27 protein-coding genes and 1 tRNA gene are annotated in these 19,958 nt (G+C 33.9%); 27 read left to right on the plus strand and 1 reads right to left on the minus strand.

Annotated elements, in window-relative coordinates; genetic code table 11:
- Window positions 1–37: 37 nt before the first annotated feature.
- From DQN46_RS03175 to DQN46_RS03295, 25 genes are all read left to right on the plus strand, one after another.
- The gene (locus DQN46_RS03175; protein ID WP_111742995.1) at window positions 38–604 is read left to right on the plus strand and encodes a phage scaffolding protein; all 567 of its coding nucleotides are present in this window, start codon (window positions 38–40) and stop codon (window positions 602–604) included.
- Between the two features lie 16 nt (window positions 605–620).
- Window positions 621–1,508, plus strand: coding sequence for a phage capsid protein (locus tag DQN46_RS03180; protein ID WP_111742996.1), 888 nt, complete (start codon window positions 621–623; stop codon window positions 1,506–1,508).
- Between the two features lie 12 nt (window positions 1,509–1,520).
- On the plus strand, window positions 1,521–1,775 hold the full coding sequence (locus DQN46_RS03185) for a hypothetical protein (RefSeq protein ID WP_111742997.1): 255 nt from the start codon (window positions 1,521–1,523) through the stop codon (window positions 1,773–1,775).
- A 28-nt stretch (window positions 1,776–1,803) separates the two neighbouring features.
- Window positions 1,804–2,193, plus strand: coding sequence for a head-tail connector protein (locus DQN46_RS03190; RefSeq protein WP_111742998.1), 390 nt, complete (start codon window positions 1,804–1,806; stop codon window positions 2,191–2,193).
- Entirely contained in the window at window positions 2,183–2,521 is a 339-nt protein-coding gene (locus DQN46_RS03195; protein WP_111742999.1) for a putative minor capsid protein, read from the plus strand. The genes DQN46_RS03190 and DQN46_RS03195 overlap by 11 nt, the downstream gene beginning before the upstream one ends.
- Complete coding sequence (locus DQN46_RS03200; RefSeq protein ID WP_111743000.1) at window positions 2,521–2,865, plus strand: minor capsid protein; 345 nt, start codon at window positions 2,521–2,523, stop codon at window positions 2,863–2,865. The genes DQN46_RS03195 and DQN46_RS03200 overlap by 1 nt, the downstream gene beginning before the upstream one ends.
- Window positions 2,862–3,251, plus strand: coding sequence for a minor capsid protein (locus tag DQN46_RS03205; RefSeq protein ID WP_197712529.1), 390 nt, complete (start codon window positions 2,862–2,864; stop codon window positions 3,249–3,251). The genes DQN46_RS03200 and DQN46_RS03205 overlap by 4 nt, the downstream gene beginning before the upstream one ends.
- A 14-nt stretch (window positions 3,252–3,265) precedes the next feature.
- On the plus strand, window positions 3,266–3,721 hold the full coding sequence (locus tag DQN46_RS03210) for a phage tail tube protein (protein WP_111743002.1): 456 nt from the start codon (window positions 3,266–3,268) through the stop codon (window positions 3,719–3,721).
- A gap of 17 nt (window positions 3,722–3,738) precedes the next feature.
- On the plus strand, window positions 3,739–4,101 hold the full coding sequence (locus DQN46_RS03215) for a hypothetical protein (protein ID WP_111743003.1): 363 nt from the start codon (window positions 3,739–3,741) through the stop codon (window positions 4,099–4,101).
- Window positions 4,102–4,103: 2 nt separating this feature from the next.
- Window positions 4,104–4,682, plus strand: coding sequence for a bacteriophage Gp15 family protein (locus DQN46_RS03220; RefSeq protein ID WP_111743004.1), 579 nt, complete (start codon window positions 4,104–4,106; stop codon window positions 4,680–4,682).
- Between the two features lie 27 nt (window positions 4,683–4,709).
- Complete coding sequence (locus DQN46_RS03225; RefSeq protein WP_111743005.1) at window positions 4,710–7,973, plus strand: tape measure protein; 3,264 nt, start codon at window positions 4,710–4,712, stop codon at window positions 7,971–7,973.
- Window positions 7,970–8,695 carry a hypothetical protein gene (locus tag DQN46_RS03230; RefSeq protein ID WP_111743006.1) on the plus strand — a complete coding sequence of 242 codons (726 nt, stop codon included), beginning with the start codon at window positions 7,970–7,972 and terminating at the stop codon, window positions 8,693–8,695. Before DQN46_RS03225 ends, DQN46_RS03230 begins: the two co-directional genes overlap by 4 nt.
- Window positions 8,695–10,644 carry a phage tail spike protein gene (locus tag DQN46_RS03235; RefSeq protein WP_170120629.1) on the plus strand — a complete coding sequence of 650 codons (1,950 nt, stop codon included), beginning with the start codon at window positions 8,695–8,697 and terminating at the stop codon, window positions 10,642–10,644. The genes DQN46_RS03230 and DQN46_RS03235 overlap by 1 nt, the downstream gene beginning before the upstream one ends.
- Window positions 10,645–11,355, plus strand: coding sequence for a phage upper tail fiber protein (locus DQN46_RS08840; protein WP_111743008.1), 711 nt, complete (start codon window positions 10,645–10,647; stop codon window positions 11,353–11,355).
- Window positions 11,356–11,363: 8 nt separating this feature from the next.
- Complete coding sequence (locus DQN46_RS03245) at window positions 11,364–11,693, plus strand: hypothetical protein (RefSeq protein WP_111743009.1); 330 nt, start codon at window positions 11,364–11,366, stop codon at window positions 11,691–11,693.
- Window positions 11,694–11,696: 3 nt separating this feature from the next.
- Window positions 11,697–13,298 carry a gp58-like family protein gene (locus DQN46_RS03250; RefSeq protein WP_111743010.1) on the plus strand — a complete coding sequence of 534 codons (1,602 nt, stop codon included), beginning with the start codon at window positions 11,697–11,699 and terminating at the stop codon, window positions 13,296–13,298.
- Complete coding sequence (locus DQN46_RS03255) at window positions 13,288–13,488, plus strand: hypothetical protein (protein ID WP_111743011.1); 201 nt, start codon at window positions 13,288–13,290, stop codon at window positions 13,486–13,488. The genes DQN46_RS03250 and DQN46_RS03255 overlap by 11 nt, the downstream gene beginning before the upstream one ends.
- On the plus strand, window positions 13,488–14,276 hold the full coding sequence (locus DQN46_RS03260) for a hypothetical protein (protein ID WP_111743012.1): 789 nt from the start codon (window positions 13,488–13,490) through the stop codon (window positions 14,274–14,276). The genes DQN46_RS03255 and DQN46_RS03260 overlap by 1 nt, the downstream gene beginning before the upstream one ends.
- Window positions 14,263–14,445, plus strand: a complete 183-nt coding sequence (locus DQN46_RS03265; protein WP_111743013.1) for a hypothetical protein — start codon at window positions 14,263–14,265, stop codon at window positions 14,443–14,445. Before DQN46_RS03260 ends, DQN46_RS03265 begins: the two co-directional genes overlap by 14 nt.
- A 36-nt stretch (window positions 14,446–14,481) precedes the next feature.
- A complete protein-coding gene (locus DQN46_RS03270; protein WP_197712530.1) occupies window positions 14,482–14,871 on the plus strand; it encodes a phage holin family protein in 390 nt (129 codons plus the stop codon).
- Between the two features lies 1 nt (window position 14,872).
- Window positions 14,873–15,166 carry a phage holin family protein gene (locus tag DQN46_RS03275; protein WP_111743014.1) on the plus strand — a complete coding sequence of 98 codons (294 nt, stop codon included), beginning with the start codon at window positions 14,873–14,875 and terminating at the stop codon, window positions 15,164–15,166.
- 2 nt (window positions 15,167–15,168) lie between these two features.
- Window positions 15,169–16,014, plus strand: a complete 846-nt coding sequence (locus DQN46_RS03280) for a CHAP domain-containing protein (RefSeq protein ID WP_111743015.1) — start codon at window positions 15,169–15,171, stop codon at window positions 16,012–16,014.
- Between the two features lie 395 nt (window positions 16,015–16,409).
- Window positions 16,410–17,141: a hypothetical protein gene (locus DQN46_RS03285; protein ID WP_111743016.1), complete on the plus strand. Its 732-nt coding sequence runs from the start codon at window positions 16,410–16,412 to the stop codon at window positions 17,139–17,141.
- On the plus strand, window positions 17,134–17,313 hold the full coding sequence (locus DQN46_RS03290) for a hypothetical protein (protein ID WP_111743017.1): 180 nt from the start codon (window positions 17,134–17,136) through the stop codon (window positions 17,311–17,313). Before DQN46_RS03285 ends, DQN46_RS03290 begins: the two co-directional genes overlap by 8 nt.
- Window positions 17,314–17,636: 323 nt before the next feature.
- Window positions 17,637–17,710, plus strand: a tRNA-Arg gene (locus DQN46_RS03295).
- Between the two features lie 73 nt (window positions 17,711–17,783).
- On the opposite strand, the gene DQN46_RS03300 is transcribed toward DQN46_RS03295, so the two are convergent.
- Complete coding sequence (locus tag DQN46_RS03300; RefSeq protein WP_111743018.1) at window positions 17,784–18,038, minus strand: NifU family protein; 255 nt, start codon at window positions 18,036–18,038, stop codon at window positions 17,784–17,786.
- A gap of 154 nt (window positions 18,039–18,192) precedes the next feature.
- On the opposite strand from DQN46_RS03300, the gene DQN46_RS03305 reads away from it, so the two are divergent.
- Both DQN46_RS03305 and DQN46_RS03310 read left to right on the plus strand, forming a co-directional pair.
- On the plus strand, window positions 18,193–18,552 hold the full coding sequence (locus DQN46_RS03305; RefSeq protein ID WP_004632282.1) for a HesB/IscA family protein: 360 nt from the start codon (window positions 18,193–18,195) through the stop codon (window positions 18,550–18,552).
- 30 nt (window positions 18,553–18,582) lie between these two features.
- On the plus strand, window positions 18,583–19,773 hold the full coding sequence (locus DQN46_RS03310) for an NAD(P)/FAD-dependent oxidoreductase (protein WP_004632279.1): 1,191 nt from the start codon (window positions 18,583–18,585) through the stop codon (window positions 19,771–19,773).
- The last annotated feature ends 185 nt before the right edge of the window (window positions 19,774–19,958 follow it).

The following is a 19,958-nucleotide window of genomic DNA, read 5'->3' on the forward strand; positions in this document are numbered from 1 at the left end:
AAGTCTAAAGGACGTAAAACGAAAGGAGCTTAAATTTATGAGCCTAAAAAGAGAAATGTTGGTTGAAGCAGGGGTTACAGATAAGGATGCGATTGATAAAATCATGCAAGCGTACGGTGCAGGTTTGGAAAACGCAAAAAATCAAGCGAAAACAGAATTGACTGCTGAAAATGAAACATTAAAATCACAACTTGAATCACAAAAAACTAAACTTGAAGAGCTTACTAAAAGTAATGATGCTAATTCAGAGGTTAAACAGGCTTTAGAAAAATTACAAGAAGAATACAATCAATTCAAGGTTGATAGTGATAACAAGTTGGCACAAATAAATAAAACAAATGCTATTGCTTTGGCACTAAAAGATGTTAAGGCACACGATAGCGATGTTCTGATGAAACTTATCGATGTGGATAAGATTGAGTTAGGAGAAGATGGAAAGCCTAAACTTGATGAGGTAGTTAACTCGTTAAGAGAAAGTAAACCTTTCTTATTTGAACAGGAACAACAAGCGAACACACCTCAAATTTCAGTAGGGGGCAATCCTAGTGGAACTGGACAAAATACAAAAGATCCATTCCAAGCAATTATAGATTTATATAAATAAAAAGGAGAAAAAATAAATGGGAACAGAAAATAATAATTTACCTGTGCGCCAATATGCGCCTCAATATAAACAAGTTTTATCAACAGTATTTGATGTAAAGAAAGCATTTGAAGGAGCGTTAGCACCTATTCAAACATTAGACGGTGTACAACACAACTCAAAAGCTTTTATGGTTAAAACTAACGGAACACCTGTAGTAGTAGGGACGTATAATACCGATGCAAATACAGCATTTGGAACAGGAACTGGAAAAGGAAGTAGATTTGGGGAGTTAAAAGAAGTAATTTATGGAGACACAGAGGTAAACTATGATTACACTTTAGCAATCCACGAAGGTATCGACCGTTACACAGTTAACAATGATTTAAATGCTGCAGTAGCAGACCGATTAAGATTACATTCAGAAGCACAAACGAGAGAAATAAACAAACGTGTGGGTAAATACTTGTCTACTAATGCAGGGAAAACAGAAACTTTAGCTGACTTAAAAGAAGTAACTATTCAAAAGCTATTCAATACGGTTAATGTATACGTTGTTAACACGGAGATTAACGCTCCTGTTAAATGTTATTTAAGACCGCAACTTTACAATGCTATTGTAGATATGGCTTCAACAAATAAATCAAAAGGATCAAATGTAAGTTTAGATTCTAACGGTTTATTAAAATATAAAAGCATTGAGTTAGTTGAAACTCCTGAACAATATTTTGAGAATAACGTAGTTGCTATTTTCTCTCCTGACGGTATTGTAATTCCATTTGTTGGTATTGAAACAGCAAGAGCGGTTGAATCAGAGGAGTTTGACGGTGTTAAACTACAAGCAGCTGCAAAAGGCGGAACTTTTGTTCTAGATGATAATAAAAAAGCTATCATCAAAGTAACAAGCACTACACCATTGGCTTAGGAGGAAAAATAAATGGTTAAATATATAACAAATGTAGAATTTAAAGACAGATACACTTGGGAAATAATTCCGAAAGGAACAGAGTTAGAATTAACAGAGGAAAGAGCGGAAGAAATCATCAACGTATTAGGGGAAGAAGCTCTTATTAAAGAAGGAGAGAACAGAACTCAGGGAGATGTAAAAGAAGATATTGAAGAAGCTCTTATTAAAGAAGGAGAGAACAGATCTCCAGGAGATGTAAAAGAAGATGATAAAGAGGTTGAGTAATTCAGCCTCTTTTTTAGGAGGTTAAACAATGAATTATTTAACTTTGGAAGAATTTAAAGAACTAGGTTTTGCAGAAATTAAAGATTTTTCAGATTTAAGGCAAAGAGCAGAAATGGCAATTGACTTGTTTACAAATTATTTTTATCAAAATAACAATTTAGAAGATGATATTCCCCCTAGAAAAAAAGCAGTTAAACTTGCTATTGCTAATCAAATACGTTATTTAAATGAGTCCGGCATTCTCACTGCCGAAGATAAAGTAACGTTTAATAGCGTAAGTATTGGACGTACCACTTTTAATTATGGGAACGAAAACAACGCTAACCAAGAAGCTAGTAAGCTTAATTTATCTTTAGACACTATGAACTTACTAAAAAGCGTAGGATTTGGTTATAGAGGAGTTTGTTATGATAGATAAAAGACTTCTTAAAGATTCTATTTCGGTAAGTTTAGCAGGAGAAAAAGATAGTTGGGGGAAAGTTAAATATCAACAAACTTTCGAGGTTGAAAATGTTAGATTTGATAGAAGTTCAATAGATAAGTCAATAAACACTCAAAGTTTAACTAACATTACAAGGTTAAAATCGGGGATTATTTTTATTTATCCAAAATATTCAAACGTTGAGGTTGATGATAGTTGGCTACAAGCCAAAATTAATGATTATCACGGAGAATATAAAGTAATTGGGATAGAGACTAATTACTTTAGGGGAAAGGTATTTTCCTATGAATTAACGGTGATTTAATGAGTTTAAAAGTATCATACGATTTAACACCATTAGAGAAAAAATTTGGTCCAGGCAATGTGAAAAACGCTAAAACCATGGTAGCTAATCAAATAGTAATAGACAGCGATAAATATATCCCAAGCGATGGAAAAGGGGTATTAAGAGCTAGTGGCCATGCTAGTAATGGCGCAGCTATTTGGAATACTGTCTATGCTAGAGCGCATTTCTATGGTACTAACGGGATAGTAACGTTTAGGAAATACACTATTCCGGGAACCGGCAGTAAGTGGACTGAAAAAGCTTCTGACGTTAATATGGGACGTTGGGAAGAAATAGCTAAGAAAGGATTGGGGATATCATGATAAACAACGATTTTCAAGAAGTACTTTGTGGTTATTTAAACTCATTAAACTTACCTCTAAAAGCAAGGTTGGATTACTTTAACGAATCAGACGATTTAGTCATCAATCTGATTTCTGGAGGGAAAGTGGAACAATTATATATGGACGGATCACAAGAAATTAGTTTACCTTTTGAAATTGCCGTAAAAAGTCAAGACAATCAAAAAGCAAACTCAATAATGTGGACTATCCACTCTGCTTTATCTGATTTTAATATACAATTACCTAGTTTAAACGGTTCTTATCAATTTTTAAGTCTTGAAGTTGGTAAGCCAGCCATAAATGGAAGAGATGAACAAGACTTTTTTATTTACACGTTAAACATAAAATCAAAATTAGAAGTATAAAAGGAGAAAACTATATGACAAGACAAAAAAACGCGCTGAGAAAACATTTTATAGCACCATTTAATCCGGCTAACCCAACAACGGAGCCTGAGAAACAAGCGTTTAAACTATTAGCAAAATATATTAAGACTGTTAATGATGAAACTGATGAAGATACAGATGATGTAGCTTGGTACGACGGCGACGGTACACCAGAAGAACAGGTTAATTCTGTAAAACCTGGATATTCGTTTGAAGGAGATTTTGACGTTGAAGACGAAGCGCAAGCATTAATTGCTAGTTTAAAATACAAAGTAGGAGATGCGCGTAAAGTTTGGTTTAAAGTAGTTTCGGCGGATAATAAGAAACAATGGACTGCAGTTGCAAATGTATCCGGAATAAAAACTGGAGAAGGCGATGCGAATGAATACGAAAAATTTGAAGTAACGATTAAATGGATAACTTTACCAAAAGAAACACCAGTAGCATAATTTAGGAGGTAAAAAGCATGGTAGTAATTAAGAAGTTTGAAAATACAATTCCGATTGATTTTGGAGAGTTCGAGTTAAGATATGTGGCAAGTGATGAAAATTTGCAAAATCTAGTTAAGTTGAGTGAAAAAGCTAATAAAGTAGAAGAAACATTCAAAAATTTAAAAGGAACGATAGATGATTTAAAATCTATTTTAGAGTTTACAAAAGAGTTATGGATTGAATTATTTGATGAAGAGACCTTTATTAAAATTTACGAGTACTGTAACAAATCAACTATCCCAACTTTTATTGCTTGTATTCAAACAATTAGGGGGTTAGCAGACGAAATTCCTAATTTGGTAAATGAGAATACGTTAACTAAATATCTGAGCAACTAACCATGCTTGATTTATCTCACAAATTAAAAGATGAATTAATCGTTGGTAGTGAAAGATATGAGCTAGATTTATCTTTTGACAATGTGTTAAGGGTGTTTGATATGCTGCAAGATGAGGAAATCTCAGATGAATTTAAACCTTATCTTGCCCTTGTTATATTTACCAAACAAGAGCTTGATAATTTCACAAAATATAATTTTGAAGATATAGATACTATCTTAAAAGAAATTTTTCAAGAGCATATTGAAAACGAAAAACTCAATCCTATTGAATATGATTTAGCCGGTAATCCAATGCCGGAGCGCAGGGGAGAGGAAGAGGAGCAATTATATAGTTTGAAATTCGATTCAGATTATATATTTGCTTCTTTTTTTCAGGCTTATAACATAGATTTGATTGAGCAACAAGGTAAATTACATTGGAAAAAGTTTAATGCACTATTAAACGGTTTGCCAGACGGGACAAAATTTGTAGAAGTTATCAAAATTCGTTCTTGGAAACCAAGTAAGAGTGATAGTTCGGAATATAAAGATCACATGAGAAAACTTCAACGCTTATATGAACTTCCTATCGACGATTAAAATTTAAAAAGAAAGGAGGTAAATATATTGGCAGAAGGTAAAGTTAAAATAGATGTCAACCTTAATGAGAAAGGTGCTACCGCCGGTATAGGTAGGTTAAAAGGAGCATTAAATGGTCTTGAAGGAGCTGGAAATAAAGTAGGTTCTGTTTTTAAAAGTGTGTTAGGAGCTAATTTAGTAAACTCAGCTATTGTTGGTAGTATTAGAGGAATATCTAACAGCGTTAAAAGCATGACTAACGAATTAAACAGCTCTGCGAAAGCGTGGAAGACTTTCGAAGGTAATATGCAGATGATAGGTAAGTCTGCAGATGAAATTGCTCAAGCGAAGTCTGTTATGCAAGATTATGCTACAAAAACTATTTATAGCGCTTCCGATATGGCTTCTACCTATTCACAATTAGCAGCGGTAGGAATTAAGGAAACAGATAAGTTAGTAACTGGATTCGGTGGTCTTGCAGCTGCTGCAGAAAATCCACAGCAAGCAATGAAAACTTTAAGTACGCAAGCCACTCAAATGGCGGCTAAACCGAAAGTAGCATGGCAAGACTTTAAGTTAATGATGGAACAAACTCCCGCAGGAATGGCTGCCGTTGCAAAAGAAATGGGAATGTCATTAGCTGAGCTTGTTAAAGGTGTTCAAGATGGGACTGTTAAAACAGAAGACTTCTTCAACGCGATTAAGAAAGTTGGAAATAATGATCACTTTTCTAAAATGGCGACACAATTTAAAACTGTAGACCAGGCAATTGATGGAGCAAGAGAATCGATAGCAAATAAATTAATGCCCACTTTTGAAAAGTTCAACAAGTTCGGGATAAAAGCTATTGTAGGAATCACAGAAGCTTTAGAAAAGCTCGATTTTGGTGCATTAGCTGATAAAGTTGGAAAGTTCCTCGATGGGATAGACATAGAAGGGATAATCAATGGAATAGCATCCTCAATAAGAAATGTGGTAACAGTAGCAAAAGAATTGTGGAAAGGATTAAACGATAGCGGAGCAATTAGTGCAGTTATTAGTGCATTCAAAAACATTAATGGGGCAATTAGCAACGTTATTAAATCTTTAGCAAATAGCGGGGTAATAAGCACAGTAGCGCAAGCTTTTGGTGTATTAGTTAACGTAATTGCTAGAGTTGTTGGTGCTTGTGCAAAATTTACCGCATCTTTACCACCAAGTGTTATAAGTGGCATTGCATATGCCCTACTAGCAATAGTAGGTTCGTTAAAAGCTATTAAGTTAGCAACAAAAGGTTTAAATTTTATTAAAAGTTTAAATCCTTTTAAATTGTTTAAGAAGAACGCTGTTAGCACTTTAGAAAGTGCAGGTAAAGGAATTAGTAAATCTGTTGAAGGGATAGGTAAAGGAGTTCAAAAAGCTTCCCAAGGGCTTGGAGATGGAATAAGAAAAGCGCTACAAGGAGTTAGTTCGGTAATTCGTTCTTTAGGAACTGCTGTTGCAACAGCTTCTAAAGGGATTGGAACTGGATTAGCGATAGCATTTAGAGGTTTAGGTCAAGCTATAGCAATAGTACCACCAACCACATGGTTGGCATTAGGGGCTGGAATTGCATTAGTTTGTGTAGGACTTGCGCTTTTAGGAACTCAAGGTGATGGAGTTGCTAAGGTCTTTCAAGCCTTAGGAAGTGCCGTGTCACAAGTTATTCTTGCTTTAGGAACTGGCTTATCAGCCGTTTTAGTTTCATTAGGTAGTGTTATTCAATCGGTTGGAACAGCTATTCAAAGCGTAGGTAATGGAATACGATTAGTATTTGAAGGAATAGGAACAATTATCCAATCGGTAGGTATCGCTATTAAAGGGACTTTAGAGGGTCTAGCTCTAGCATTTACTGGATTTGGTAATGGGGTACGACTTGCTCTTGAAGGAGTGGCAAGTGTTATTCAATCAGTAGGGACTGCTATTAAATCAGTTCTTGAAGGATTAGGAACTGCATTTGAAAAGTTCGGTACTGCCGTAAAAACTGTGTGTGAAGGTGTAAAAACAGTAATTGATAGCATAGGTGACTCAATCAGAAAAATTCTTGATGGGGTAGCGAACGTTATTAAAAGCATCGGAGAATCAGCAGAAAAAGCTGGAAATGGATTCAGATTATTTGCCGAAGGGGTGAAAACTCTAGTTGATTTAAATTTAGGTGATTTGGTCGCTACTTTAGCTGCAACTGCTTTAGGTGTGGGGAAAATTTCTGCACACGCAGGAGAAATGACTACAGCAGGAACCGGAATGCAAACGATGGCACAAGGTTTATTAAGTTTAGGAGAAGCAGCCAACTCTGTTCAGGGGGCCTTGACTTCTATTCCTACTTTAATTACAAACCTAAATACATCATTAAACGGATTACCTGCAACGCTAATTTCAACATCAACAGCGGTTCAAACGTTCAGTGTTAGTGTTGTTGCATCTCTAGCCGGATTAATGAGCGCCAGTGGATATATAAGTTCGTTCAATTCTGAAATATCTACAATGGGCTCAACACTATCTAATGTAAACGGAGTTGTAAGCGGATTTACTTCAACACTAGCGAGCGTTGGCTCTGCAATGGGCGGTTTAGCCACTTCTATATCAAGTGCTATGAGCAGTGCGCAAAGTGCGGTTCAAGGAACTTGTCAGCAAATGACCTCTATTCTCCAACAGACAGCTAGTAGAATGGCAATGGAAGGAAGAAAAGCCGGGCAGGAAAGTGGTAAGAATATTGCTGAAGGACTTAGAAGTAATGAGGGTAATGTTCGTTCAGCGATGGAAAGTATCAAGAATACTATCCAAAGTATAGGACAAAGTATTGTACCGGTTGCTCAAAACATTGGTGCTCAGGTAAGTAATGGTGTTGCTCAAGGTATGTATTCGGCTTTAGGAGCTGTTACTGCTGCAGCAAATGCTATTATAAGTGAAGTTGATAGAGCGTTAAGAGCAAAAGCTCAAATTCACTCACCTTCAAGACTTACTGATAAACGAACCGGACGACACTTAACTGGAGGTGTTGCTCGAGGAATGGTTAAGAATATGCCTGTGTTAAATAAGGCGCTTGATATGTATCAACGCACTATTTCAGCGTTTAAACCTAAACCGCCGGAAGCAATGTTGAGTTTAGGAACTAATTCGTTAAGATTTGCTCCTGTTGGAAGTAACTCTAATAGTAGCGTAACGAACAATAAAACTAATAATTATGGATCACTTCTTCACATTGAAAATCTACACACAAATAGTAAAGAAGATGTTAGAAAAATCTATAATCAGATTAAATTCTTAGTAAAAGAGGAGGAAGATAGACTTTGATAACTAAATATATTACTTATGATAAGCTTAATACAAAAGAATTAGGACTAAGATTAGTTGATGATATTGAGTTAGAGTCTTCTTCTAACTCAGTAGAATTAATAGAGATAGACGGTGTTAACGGGGCTAAAATTAAAGATAATAAAAGATTGAATGTGGTAGAACGTGCTTTTCCTTTCAAAATATACGATGAAAAAGCTAACGTAGAAACCACTATTGAAAAATTAAATGATTATCTCGTTAATATAGAGCCGAAATGGTATGATTTTGGATTGAGTTGGGATAGTAATTATCTTTATAAAGCGTATTTCTTTGAAACTTTTAAAATTGAAGGGACTTTAACTAGTAAGAAAAAATGTATCTTAAATTTCAAAATTCATCCTGTTAAATACTTGAAAACAGGACTTAATAAGATATCAGTTTCTAATGGCCAAATATTAAGAAACCCAGAAAGAAGAAAAGCTAATCCTCTTATTAAATTAAGAGGAACAGGAGATATTAATTTGAATATTAATTCTCAAATATTTAGGTTGAAAGGTGTTAGTGGACACATTAATATTGATTGTGAAACTCAATCGGCCCACTGGGATAATAAAGAACCGCAGTACGATAAAGTGTTCACTTATCCATTTCCACACCTTGAAATAGGAGATAACACAATAACATGGGATAATAATTCTTTTGTGGTTGAAATCACTCCAAGATGGGAGGCGTTAGTTTAATGGCCTATCCGATTTTATACAAAGCAAATGAAACAAACTTTGAACATTTGGGAGTATCGGTTCTTTCTGATGCTTCTGAATGTTATGTGACCAAAGAAAAGAATGGTATATATATCCTGGAATTTGATTACCCCGTCAACGGTAAGGATATTAAAAAGATAGAAGAGGGAATGTTGATAAAGGTCGATACTGGATATCGAACTAAAAATCAACGATTTGAAGTTTCTAAAATAACTAAAACAAAAGAAGGTTACAAAATCTATTGCCAACATATCTCACAAGCAAAAACATCGAAGAACGCTCTCAGACCTGATGTTTCAGTTGATGGTGATGCTACAAGAGCACTATTGACTTGGAGAGATAATTTGCTTGATAGTAGAGAAGAGTTTTTTGTATGGTCCGATATTTTAACCAATAATAAGACTACCTGGAAAATTGAAAGTATCGATAATGCAAGAGAAGCGCTTGGAGGTAAAGCGGGATCTATTCTTGATGTATGGGGCGGAGAGTATGAGTTCGATAATTTGAATATCAAACTCCATAAACAAATGGGGGTAGATAGTCCTACAATAATTGCTTACGGAAAAAACTTATTAGATTTAGAGCAGGAACAGTCGATTTTAGAAACTTATACCACCGTATTCCCTTTTAAAAAATATACAGACGACAATAATCGAGAACAGTTAATCACTCTTCCCGAGATTTTAATTGATAGTCCACATGTGGGAAAATTTACGCACAAAAGAATATTAAAGATTGACTTTTCTAATGATGAAGATTTAAAAACTGTAGAGCATTTGAGAAATAAGGCTAATTCTTATATTAAAAGTAATAATGTAGGAGTGCCTAGTGTAAATCTTAAGTTAAATTACCAGGACTTATCAAAAGTAGAGGGTATATTTGATACTCCTGCGCTTGAAGAAGTAGATTTATGTGATAGGTTAAAAGTATTTTACCAAGATCTAAATATACTTAATGAAAATGCTAAAGTAGTAAAAGTAGTCTGGGATGTCATTCTTGAAGAAAATCACGAAATAGAGGTTGGAGACAGCAGAGCTAGCTTTAATAGTGGCGCTAATGCAAAAATAGAATCTCTTCAAACTCAAACAGATAGTTTAAACGCTAGAATTAATGCCCTACTGGAAGAACAAGAAGCAATATTTCAAAAATACTTTAATGAAAAATCAAAAGAAATTGAGGATTCTGTAAAATCTGGGATAGAAAAAGCAAAACTTGAAGTCGAGAAAAACCAACGAGAAAAAGCTATTGAATTAGAAAATAAAATAAACACTTTCAAAACAGAAGTCAATTCAACTATAAAAGAGTTTAACAGCAAATTATCCAGCTTTGATGGTGGTAATTTAGATGAACTTAGAAAGAAAATTGAAGAGACTAACCAAATAGCTGAAACTACAGTAAAAATGGTAGGTACAGATGATAGTATCACTTATAACAAAAACAGATTAGAAGGTGCTACCGAGCGAGAGATACCACTAGGAACAGCTTACATAGAATTATCTCACAATGGAGATGGTTTTGAAGTGGGGAAAGAATACACTATAAGCTGGGAAGCAGAGTGTAGAACCCACGATTTTACTGATATAAAAGTAGTATTTAACAAACCATTACCTTTTACCGCAAGAGTAAGTTTAGTATCGAAAAACAACCTATATCCTAGAATAGATAAAGTGCTAGAAAAAGGAACAAAAGAAGTGGACTTACTTCACGTCTATAGTTCTACATATAACAACTTATTACTTAGCGATTGGTTGGAAATGGTATATACAACAGTAGAAATATCTAATAAAAATGTTTTGAATATCAATATAATTTTTAAAAAGATAGCGGATGCTAATGACCATCCAGAGTTTACAGAAGATTGGATGAAAGAGTGGCAAGGAGAATGGAACGAACAACCGCAATATATAATAGATGGAGGTGTCAACTAGATGTCAATAGAAAAAATACCTTTAAGAGTGCAACATAAAAGAATGGCAGCTAATGAGTGGCGAAACAGCTCCCTTATCCTCCTGGATGGAGAAATAGGTGTAGAGAGCGACACAGGATATTTAAAAGTTGGTAATGGTAGAAGTAGATTTAGTGAGTTGCAATATTTAACAGGACCTAGAGGAGCTACTGGTGAGCGTGGTTTAACTGGACCACAAGGCCCGGCAGGGAGAGATGGACAAGTTACTTTTGCTGCTTTAACTCAACAACAAAAAAATGAACTTAAAGGAGAGCGAGGGCAACAAGGGGAACGTGGTTTACCTGGACAACCCGGAAGAGATGGAATAAATGGAACACCGGGAATTAATGGGCGCGATGGGGTAAGTAGTTACACTCATATTAAATATTCTAATAATTCTAATGGATACGGAATGAGTGATGATGCTAATTCTCTATACATTGGTATATATACGGGAACAAGTTCAACACCACCAAATAGTTACACTTCTTATAAATGGTCGAAATTCAGAGGAGCTGACGGATTGCAAGGCTTACAAGGAGCAACCGGAAGAGCGGGTGTAGACGGAAAACCCGGACAAAATATAATCAACCAACAAAATAATCAACCTATGAAGTATTGGGCGGGTACAGAAGCTCAATATAACGCTATTCCTACCAAAGATGCTAACACAATATACGACGTATTCAAGTAGGTGCTATTATGGAAAGATTAAAAATAATAGTAGGTGGTAAAGAAATAGCGAAAAGATATGTAGGAGATAGGTTAGTTTGGGAAGGTATCACTTTGATTTTGAGGTTGAATTATGCAACGGTTTTAAAAAGAAGAGGAGAAGTGATGTTAATAACATTATACGGAGGGGAAATGAATACCGATAATGTTACCAAAATAGTGTTAGATGACTTAGTATTGACTGAATTTAACTCTTTAAGATTGGAACGCTCTAATTTTAAATTAAAGCTATCAGACGGAGAAATGGCAAAGTTAAAAGAAGGAAGAATAAATATTGTTGAGTTTTGGGGAAGGGGGTAGTGTATGGATATAGAAATTCAAAATAAAAAAAATGAAGCACTTTTTAAAAATGGTAAATATCAATTTACATTTATCCCTAAACTTCCTACAGAAAAAATTAAAATACATCACATGGGATGTGTTGGAGATACTAGATTAAATCACATTCAGTTAGAACAAGGAACAGAAGTTACTTATTTCGTTGCACCGGACAAGAAAGTCAATTCTTTAAGTGGGATATTTAAACAATTAAGAGATTTAGATGTTCAGATGCGAGACCAAAACAGCGAGCTTTGGGGGAAAATTAAACTTAATAATACTGGTGCTATCCTAGATTTTTATAATGAAAACATTAAAACTCAATTAACAACGTTAGCTGGTAAAGTTAATTTAGCAATTAGTGAACTTGATAATAAAGTTTTAAAAAAATCAGATGTTTCTGTTACATCTAATGGGATAACATTAGGAAGCGGAAAAACGATTGATGGACGAACTATTGCTAGTATTATGAAAGTTCAACCTGACAGTATAGACTTGATAAGTCCTCTTATTAGAGTTACCGGAGATATGGTTTTAGATGGAACGCTTGAAGGTAGAAAAATCAAAGCTAATACTTTGGAGACAGGACACCACAAAGCGGGAAGTATAACTACAGAAATACTTGCAGCTAATGCAGTTAAATCAAACAATCTATATGTTGATAATGCGATGATTATTAAATTCTTGGCTAATAGTGCTTTTATCACAGAATTATTTGCTAAAAAAGCATTTATTAACCAACTACAAACAGTCAAGATAAATTCTACTCAAATAGATACAGAAAGCCTTAGAGGTAAAACTATAATCGGAGCTGAAATTACTGGGCGAAGCAGAATTACATTAGGCGAATATGGATATATGCAGCCTACAGAAAGTGGAGGGCTTCAAATTAATTCGCCTCACAACTATTCAAGTAAAGATGGCATAGGCATTCAGATAGTAGGTGGACGTGATAGAGGAAAAGATGTTCCTTACGGAATGTTTATTTACCAAGACAGTGATTTTACTGTAGGAGGTAATACTCCTGTAGATACAAACGCATACTTATTGACAGTTAAAGGTTTTATTAATACAAAAGGAGTCAACAACCTAAAATTTGCTAATCATCATGATGGCAGTACGTCTGTTGGGGTTTGGGATAGAAATGTAGCCTTACTTTTTGATAGAGAAAATAATGATATGTTTTACCATTACAACGGTAAAAATTATAGTTTATGGGAAATTGTTAAACAATATTTTGATACTACTTCTGATATTAGGTTGAAAACTGATATTATTAATTCAGAAGCTAATGCTCTTGCTAAATTAAAATTATTTTCATTCAAGAGTTTTGATTGGAAAGAAAGAGAAAATTTTGGAATTAAACCTCATACAGAAATAGGTTTAATAGCTCAAGATGTAGAAAAGATAGATAAGACTTTTGTGAAGTTGGTCGGCGAGTATATGACACTAGATCATTTCAATTTGCTAACTTTTAATCTAAAAGCAACTCAAGAACTTTATTATCGTGATATAGAAAAAGATAAAAAATTAATCAAGTTAGAAAAAAGAATTAAACAGATGGAGGAAAAAATACATGCAGCATAACGAGGTACTACCAATACATTTAATAGCTCAAGAATTAAGCGAGAAAACAGTAGAGCTTGCTCATTACAAGGTAGCTTATCAACAACTTAATGAAGAGGTGGAAGAACTAAAAGGGTTAAAAGAATTGATTGACTCTAACAAGGAACTAAAAGAGTTGGTAGAGGAGATAAAGTCTAAGGAGGATAAATAATGGCATTAGAACTTATTGACAGAGCGGCAATACCGGAAGCCGGAGGATACAAAAGTGTATCTGTTAACTTTTCATTGAGAAAAGGTAGTGTATTTTTAACTGGCGGAGCTGATTTACCGGGTAAATACGCTACAGTATCAGATAATGAAATATTAGAGGAAATAAAACGTCAATTAGCAATTCAAATGTACGAAGGCGACTCTACACCGGCATTAATCACAGAGTATGCTAATTTAACTCGTCAAATGATTGTTTTAGGAAGTGGTAATGTAGATCATAAAGCAAGGGAAAAAGCACTACATAAACTAGTTAATAAGGTCAATAAAGGTAATGATAAATTGCTTATGATCTTGCTGTTAGATGTACTGGATGCTAAAACTATCAATGATAATAGAGATATTATTATTGATACTTTTGACTCTTACGAAGTAGGGGTTGATTATTCTGTAGGAGATAAATTCAAATACGATAATCGACTATTTGAAGTGTTAGAAGAGCATACATCAGTAGAAGTATGGAAACCTACAGGAGAGCCTACTAAGTACAAAGAAATAATTTTAACGAGGGAGGAAACGGACAAGAAAGAAGATTTAGAAGATGAAGCAGGACGTTATATCACAAAAGCACAATTAAATGATGCAATGGCAGGAGTATTTCAAGCAGTTATGAAAGCTGTAGAAGAAATGTTTGAGGAAGAAGAAGGAGGAGAAGAAAATGGAAATACTGAACACGCTAGCAATGGGGTATCACACAGCGAAGGGGGTATTGAGAGTAATGAGACCAAGTAGATTAAGATTTAAACCTACTGATTTTTTAGTTAGACTTCATGTAGAAAGAATAATCGGCGGTGGACGTACGATTGAAGATGTACCTAATATTGGTAATCTTAGAGAAGTTGTTCAACAAGAAGTAGATAGAATTTTAAAAGAAGCGGAAGAGAAAAAAGGGCAAGAATAATCTTGCTCTTTTAAATTTATAAAGGAAGTGAGGACAATGAATTTGTTTGAGTGGTTAAGACAGTTTATAGAAACGGAAGATGGGAAGATACTATTTATATTAACAATGATAGTATCCGCAATGATTATTGATTTTCTAACAGGAACGATAGCAGCAAAAGTCAACTCCAATATTACCTTCAACTCGAAAGCTGGAATTAATGGTATTTTGAGGAAATTGGCTAGTATTTCAATTATGGTATTTTTCATTCCGTTATCAGTATTAATACCAGCGGGAGCGGGAGTAGCGTTAGTGTATACCCTATATATCGGATATTTAGTAATGGAGTTAAAAAGTATCGCTGAAAACTTAGGTAAAATGGGAGTGGACATAGAAACATTGAAAGATATTATAGATTTACTAAGTAAAAATAAGGGAGGTAAATAATATGACAGAGTTACAACAATTTATAAGTCCAGCGGTAGTTGGGATATGCTGGTTAATCGGAAATACCCTAAAATCAAGCGTACCTAAGTTACCTAACAATTACATTCCGTTAGCGTTAGGATTGATAGGTGCTATTTTAATGGTCGTATTGAACGGATTTAGCGGTCAAAATTTAATAATTGGTGTAGTTAGTGGACTTAGTGCTACTGGAGTACATCAAGCATACAAAGGTTTCTTGAAAGAAGAAGAGAAACCTAAAAACGATAACGAACAACGTTATCCGGGAGGTAATTAATTATGGCTACACAATTAGAAATGATTAATTGGGCGAAGGCTCAAGAGAATAAATGGATTGATGTAGATGGTGCTTACGGTGCGCAATGTGTTGATTTAGCAATGAAATATTGTCAAGTATTTGGTGGAATGATACCACATGGCAACGCTATTGATTATTTAAACAATGCTATTCCTGAAAGATGGACACATCATTCTAGTGGAGAAATTCAACCGGGAGACCTCGCTATTTGGAAATGGGGTAGCTGGGATATATACGGACACATCGGTATCGTTATTTCTGTTAATGGTCGATATGTTACTTCTGTTGAGCAAAATGTGGATGGAGCAGCAGTCGGAGTAGGTGGATACGCTCGCATTCGTACGCGTGATGATAGCTGTTTAGTTGGATTTATTCGTCCAGCTTATTCTGAAAATGGTTGGGTTAAAAACGAAACTGGTTGGTGGTACGATTTAGGAAATGGAGACTATTATAAAGATTGTTGGAAATTAATCAATGGTTCATGGTTTAAATTCAATGAAGAAGGTTATGTTCTAGAAAATCAATGGTATCATGATGAAGAAAAAGACCGTTGGTATTGGTTGAATAAAGGCGGATATATGGCGAGTAAAGCATGGCGATATATCAATAATAAGTGGTATTATTTCCACGAAAACGGAGAAATGGCGACAGGTTGGATAGAATATCAAGGTAGATGGTATTACTTAAATCACGGTAATGGAGATATGGTTTCAGAAGAATACCGAAAAATTGGCGATACATGGTATATGTTCAACGAAAACGGAGAAATGTTAGCTGATAAGAAAATTGAAATTGGTAAAGATGGAGCAGTAAAAGTGCTAGAATAATATTACACCCCCTTTAATTAGGGGGTTATTTTTTTGTTGACAAATACAAAGAATGATTGTAAAATAAATAATACCTAAATACCATTCCCCCTTTAACTTCGGTTAGGGGGATATTTTATTGACAAAATTGAAAATTAATAGTATTATAAAATCATAGATAAATACGGTATTTTATTATTTGAGAGAATGTTTATTTTGAATCTAACTCATTCGAGTTCAAATAAAGATTTATCTAAAACGCCATTAGGCTGAGCTGGTGTCAGCTCATTTCCCCCTTGACGAAAGTTGAGGGGTATTTTTTATGATCTTTTTAAAACTTTTTTCAAAAAACTATTGACACGCTTGAGCGTGTATATTATAATTAAAGTACGAAATAAGAAAAGAGGTACAAGGAAATGGGAAAATTCATAGAAAAAAACGGTAGATCTCTAATGAAAGAAGTAACAAAAGAGCGTTTGCTTAGAGCACAATCAATTTTTAAATTTGTAAAAGCATCAAGATATTACACTAATACATTTGATATCATAAGAAAAAATGACCATACAGTCCTTGAAATGGTAAGTATTTCTCATTGCAGCAGATATTTAAGTAAGCCAGAGGTTAAAATGGTAACAGTAATTGTGAGAGGAAATGACGAAGAATATATTAACTCTGAAAATGAGTGGAGCGATAGAATCGACGTATTCGAATTTTTACATGAATTAAAACTTGATTATTACGGAGTGACTAAAATTTTCAATGGTGGAGTAAAAATCGGAGATAAAGATTACTCTTCTACAATCGTTCCTTTTGAATTTAGAGAATCTAAAAAAATGAAATTATACAAAAATGTCAGTTCAGAAGACTTAGAAAAAATCTTAAAAGAAGGTATTCTTCCAATTTCAAAAACTGGGAATGATAACTGGGAAGGTAATAGACGAGCTAATAACTCAACAGAAGTAGTCTACTTGTTCAATCCAACAACAGATGTTACAAGCTTCACACAATATGGAGATGTGGTCCTTGAAGTTGAAGTAGAGGCTTACAGAAATGAAATTGCACCTAACGATTCTAACCGCGGACAATATGAAGAATACATCGTCGCAGAAGTTAAACCAGAAGAAATAGTAGGAGTTAGACATGAATAAACTATCAGAAGCAAAAAGAAAAGCAAACAAGAAATGGGATGATAAGAATAAGGAGCGTAAGAATTATATCAACAAGCGCTCTACAGCTAGAAATTTCATCAAGAATATGGATCGTGAGGATATCGAGGAGTTTGAGCAGTTAATCCAGGAGCGTAAGGAAAGAAAAGACTAATGTTTTTTTTTAAAAAATCCCTATTAATTTTTTTGATATGTGCTAGATAATTAATTTAGTTTTGGTAACGAACTTGTAACGATATTTAATAAATTGTAAGGTTTTACAAAAAATTACACTAAGTAAAAACCTTATAAAATAGACTTTAGAAAATATTAGTTTCTTCTATATTATATAAAAAATATCCTCTAGGATTAAGAAGATAATTTTTTATAAATTGGAGAGGTTTAGAAACTTCTCCAATTTCTTTAGAAAAGTATTGACATAATATAGAAATGTTGATATACTATTAAGGTACTTTCATTAAGTACTAATTAAATAATGTCTCAGTAGCTCAGCAGGATAGAGCAACGGCCTTCTAAGCCGTCGGTCAGGGGTTCGAATCCCTTCTGGGACGTCTGAAAAAGCAGGGTAGTTTATCCTGCTTTTTTTATATGAAAAATAAACATCAAAATAAAAAAGATGAGAAATTAAACAACACTCATCTTGACTTCGATAACTTTATTCACTTCTGGTATTTTTTCTTTTATGTTTTTTTCAATAGCAAATTTCAAAGTGATATGCGAAAGTTCACAATGCGCACACTCCCCTAAAAATCTTATTTTTAAAATACCATCTTTATAATTAATAAATTCAATATTTCCACCATCAGCTATTAATTTAGGACGAATTTTTTCTAATTCTAACTTAATTTTATCCACTGTATCATAATATTTTTTATCCAAAATATAAACACCTCTCTCCATCTAATTATACTTGTAAAGTTTTAAAAAATCAACATATTAAATAAATTAATAAAAAGTAAGCAAGTTACTATTATTTTCTTATAAAAACGTTTATAATAATATATAGAAAATAAAAATAAAGAGGGAAAATTCTATGACAAATACAGGAGAGCAACTAATCTTAATAACAGATATAGCTGTAGAGAAATTTCAAGAGTTGTTGTTTGATGCTGATAAACGTGATAGTTATCTGAAAATAGCTATTGCTTTAGAAGGTACTCAAATGCACTATGCTATTGATATAAAAGATGAAGTGGAAGAAGGAGATAAAGTCTATAACTTTGGAGAATTAAAAGTTCTTGTAAATGAAGAAGACGAGCTGCTTCTTAAAGGTCTTGAAATTGACTATGTACAGGATGAATTTGGAAGTGAATTCACACTTCACAATCCTAACATGATAGAAATATATGATGATGAAGAAGGCGGTTGCTGCGGAAGTGGCTGCTGCTGCTAATAACAAATAATTAAAAGGAGAAAGTATACTATGAAAAATGTAGTAATTTTAGGTGCTGGTTATGCAGGACTAACAACATTAAAAGGATTAAAAAAAGCTGCTAAAGCTGGAGAGGTAAAAGTAACATTAGTTAATAAAAATTCATATCACTATGATACTGTTAACTTACACGAAGTTTCTGCTGGAAACATTCCATCAAGAGACATTTGTATCGATATTAAAGATGTAGTTACACCAGGAGTTAGTTTTGTACAAGATGAAGTTATTAAAATTGATACTGAGAAAAAATTAGTATTAACTAAAAAACATGAAATTGATTATGATGTATTAGTAATTGGATTAGGATTCCAACCTGAAACATTTGGTATTGAGGGAATGGCAGAAAATGCTATGCCAATAGCAGACGTATTAGCAGCAGAAAAAATTGCAGCTACACTAGAAGATAACTTCAGAAAATATGCTACTAGTGAAGAAAAAGATGTTAAAGATATTTCTGTTATCGTAGGTGGAACAGGTCTTGCTGGTATGGAGTTTTTAGGTGAATTGGTACACCGTAAAAAAGAATTATGTTCTAAATATGGAATTGATGAAAAATTAGTTAAAATCTATGGATTAGATGCGGCTCCAACATTACTTCCAATGTTTACTAAAGAATATAGTGATTATGCTAGAAAATACTTAGAAGATAACGGAATTGAAATTATTTTAGGTGCTGGAATTAAAGGTGCAACTGCAGACAGCTTTATTATTGAAGTTGAAGGAGAAAGAAAAGAACTAAAAGCTAGTACATTAGTATGGACTGCTGGAGTTCGTGGTAATAAACTTATGGATGAAACTTTCCCAGAATTATCGAAACGTGGTCGTTTAGTAACAACTCAACAATTAACTGTTCCTGGAATGGAAGACATTTATATAGTAGGTGACTGTGCAGCGTTTATCGAAACAGGTCAAGAAAGACCATATCCAACTACAGCACAAATTGCTAACCAAATGGGAGCTTACGTAGGTGCTCGTATTAGTGGAAAACCAGTTGGAGACTTCAAATATATCAACCGTGGTGTTGTATGTTCTCTAGGACATAAAGATGGTATTGCAGATGTTATGGGTGGTAAAAAATCTAAAGGATTTAAAGCTGCTAAATTGAAAAAAATCATCGAAGCAAAAGCTATCTATGAATTAACAGACGTTATTACAGCTCTAAAAAATCAACGTATACTTTAATTTTAATGAGAAAAAAACTCAACTTTTTGTTGGGTTTTTTTATTTTTCATCATAAAAACAAATAGCTATGAAGTGGGATTCAGTTTGGACAATAATTATCAAGTTTTCTAGCACGCTTAATTGAAAAATAGTCATAAATATGGTAAGATATAGTGTAGGGAAAATTTAACCAATAAAGTAATGAG

Origin of the sequence: Gemella morbillorum (assembly GCF_900476045.1) — a bacterium.
Taxonomy (GTDB): domain Bacteria; phylum Bacillota; class Bacilli; order Staphylococcales; family Gemellaceae; genus Gemella; species Gemella morbillorum.

Bases quoted from the DNA above. Each gene is read 5' to 3' on its own strand.
- DQN46_RS03310 (WP_004632279.1), top strand. From the start codon at position 18,583: ATGAAAAATGTAGTAATTTTAGGTGCTGGTTATGCAGGACTAACAACA.
- DQN46_RS03235 (WP_170120629.1), top strand. From the start codon at position 8,695: ATGGCCTATCCGATTTTATACAAAGCAAATGAAACAAACTTTGAACAT.
- DQN46_RS03255 (WP_111743011.1), top strand. From the start codon at position 13,288: ATGCAGCATAACGAGGTACTACCAATACATTTAATAGCTCAAGAATTA.
- DQN46_RS03215 (WP_111743003.1), top strand. From the start codon at position 3,739: ATGGTAGTAATTAAGAAGTTTGAAAATACAATTCCGATTGATTTTGGA.
- DQN46_RS03290 (WP_111743017.1), top strand. From the start codon at position 17,134: ATGAATAAACTATCAGAAGCAAAAAGAAAAGCAAACAAGAAATGGGAT.
- DQN46_RS03185 (WP_111742997.1), top strand. From the start codon at position 1,521: ATGGTTAAATATATAACAAATGTAGAATTTAAAGACAGATACACTTGG.
- DQN46_RS03195 (WP_111742999.1), top strand. From the start codon at position 2,183: ATGATAGATAAAAGACTTCTTAAAGATTCTATTTCGGTAAGTTTAGCA.
- DQN46_RS03180 (WP_111742996.1), top strand. From the start codon at position 621: ATGGGAACAGAAAATAATAATTTACCTGTGCGCCAATATGCGCCTCAA.
- DQN46_RS08840 (WP_111743008.1), top strand. From the start codon at position 10,645: ATGTCAATAGAAAAAATACCTTTAAGAGTGCAACATAAAAGAATGGCA.
- DQN46_RS03305 (WP_004632282.1), top strand. From the start codon at position 18,193: ATGACAAATACAGGAGAGCAACTAATCTTAATAACAGATATAGCTGTA.
- DQN46_RS03175 (WP_111742995.1), top strand. From the start codon at position 38: ATGAGCCTAAAAAGAGAAATGTTGGTTGAAGCAGGGGTTACAGATAAG.
- DQN46_RS03280 (WP_111743015.1), top strand. From the start codon at position 15,169: ATGGCTACACAATTAGAAATGATTAATTGGGCGAAGGCTCAAGAGAAT.
- DQN46_RS03265 (WP_111743013.1), top strand. From the start codon at position 14,263: ATGAGACCAAGTAGATTAAGATTTAAACCTACTGATTTTTTAGTTAGA.
- DQN46_RS03275 (WP_111743014.1), top strand. From the start codon at position 14,873: ATGACAGAGTTACAACAATTTATAAGTCCAGCGGTAGTTGGGATATGC.
- DQN46_RS03250 (WP_111743010.1), top strand. From the start codon at position 11,697: ATGGATATAGAAATTCAAAATAAAAAAAATGAAGCACTTTTTAAAAAT.
- DQN46_RS03205 (WP_197712529.1), top strand. From the start codon at position 2,862: ATGATAAACAACGATTTTCAAGAAGTACTTTGTGGTTATTTAAACTCA.
- DQN46_RS03190 (WP_111742998.1), top strand. From the start codon at position 1,804: ATGAATTATTTAACTTTGGAAGAATTTAAAGAACTAGGTTTTGCAGAA.
- DQN46_RS03220 (WP_111743004.1), top strand. From the start codon at position 4,104: ATGCTTGATTTATCTCACAAATTAAAAGATGAATTAATCGTTGGTAGT.
- DQN46_RS03245 (WP_111743009.1), top strand. From the start codon at position 11,364: ATGGAAAGATTAAAAATAATAGTAGGTGGTAAAGAAATAGCGAAAAGA.
- DQN46_RS03270 (WP_197712530.1), top strand. From the start codon at position 14,482: ATGAATTTGTTTGAGTGGTTAAGACAGTTTATAGAAACGGAAGATGGG.
- DQN46_RS03210 (WP_111743002.1), top strand. From the start codon at position 3,266: ATGACAAGACAAAAAAACGCGCTGAGAAAACATTTTATAGCACCATTT.
- DQN46_RS03200 (WP_111743000.1), top strand. From the start codon at position 2,521: ATGAGTTTAAAAGTATCATACGATTTAACACCATTAGAGAAAAAATTT.
- DQN46_RS03260 (WP_111743012.1), top strand. From the start codon at position 13,488: ATGGCATTAGAACTTATTGACAGAGCGGCAATACCGGAAGCCGGAGGA.
- DQN46_RS03285 (WP_111743016.1), top strand. From the start codon at position 16,410: ATGGGAAAATTCATAGAAAAAAACGGTAGATCTCTAATGAAAGAAGTA.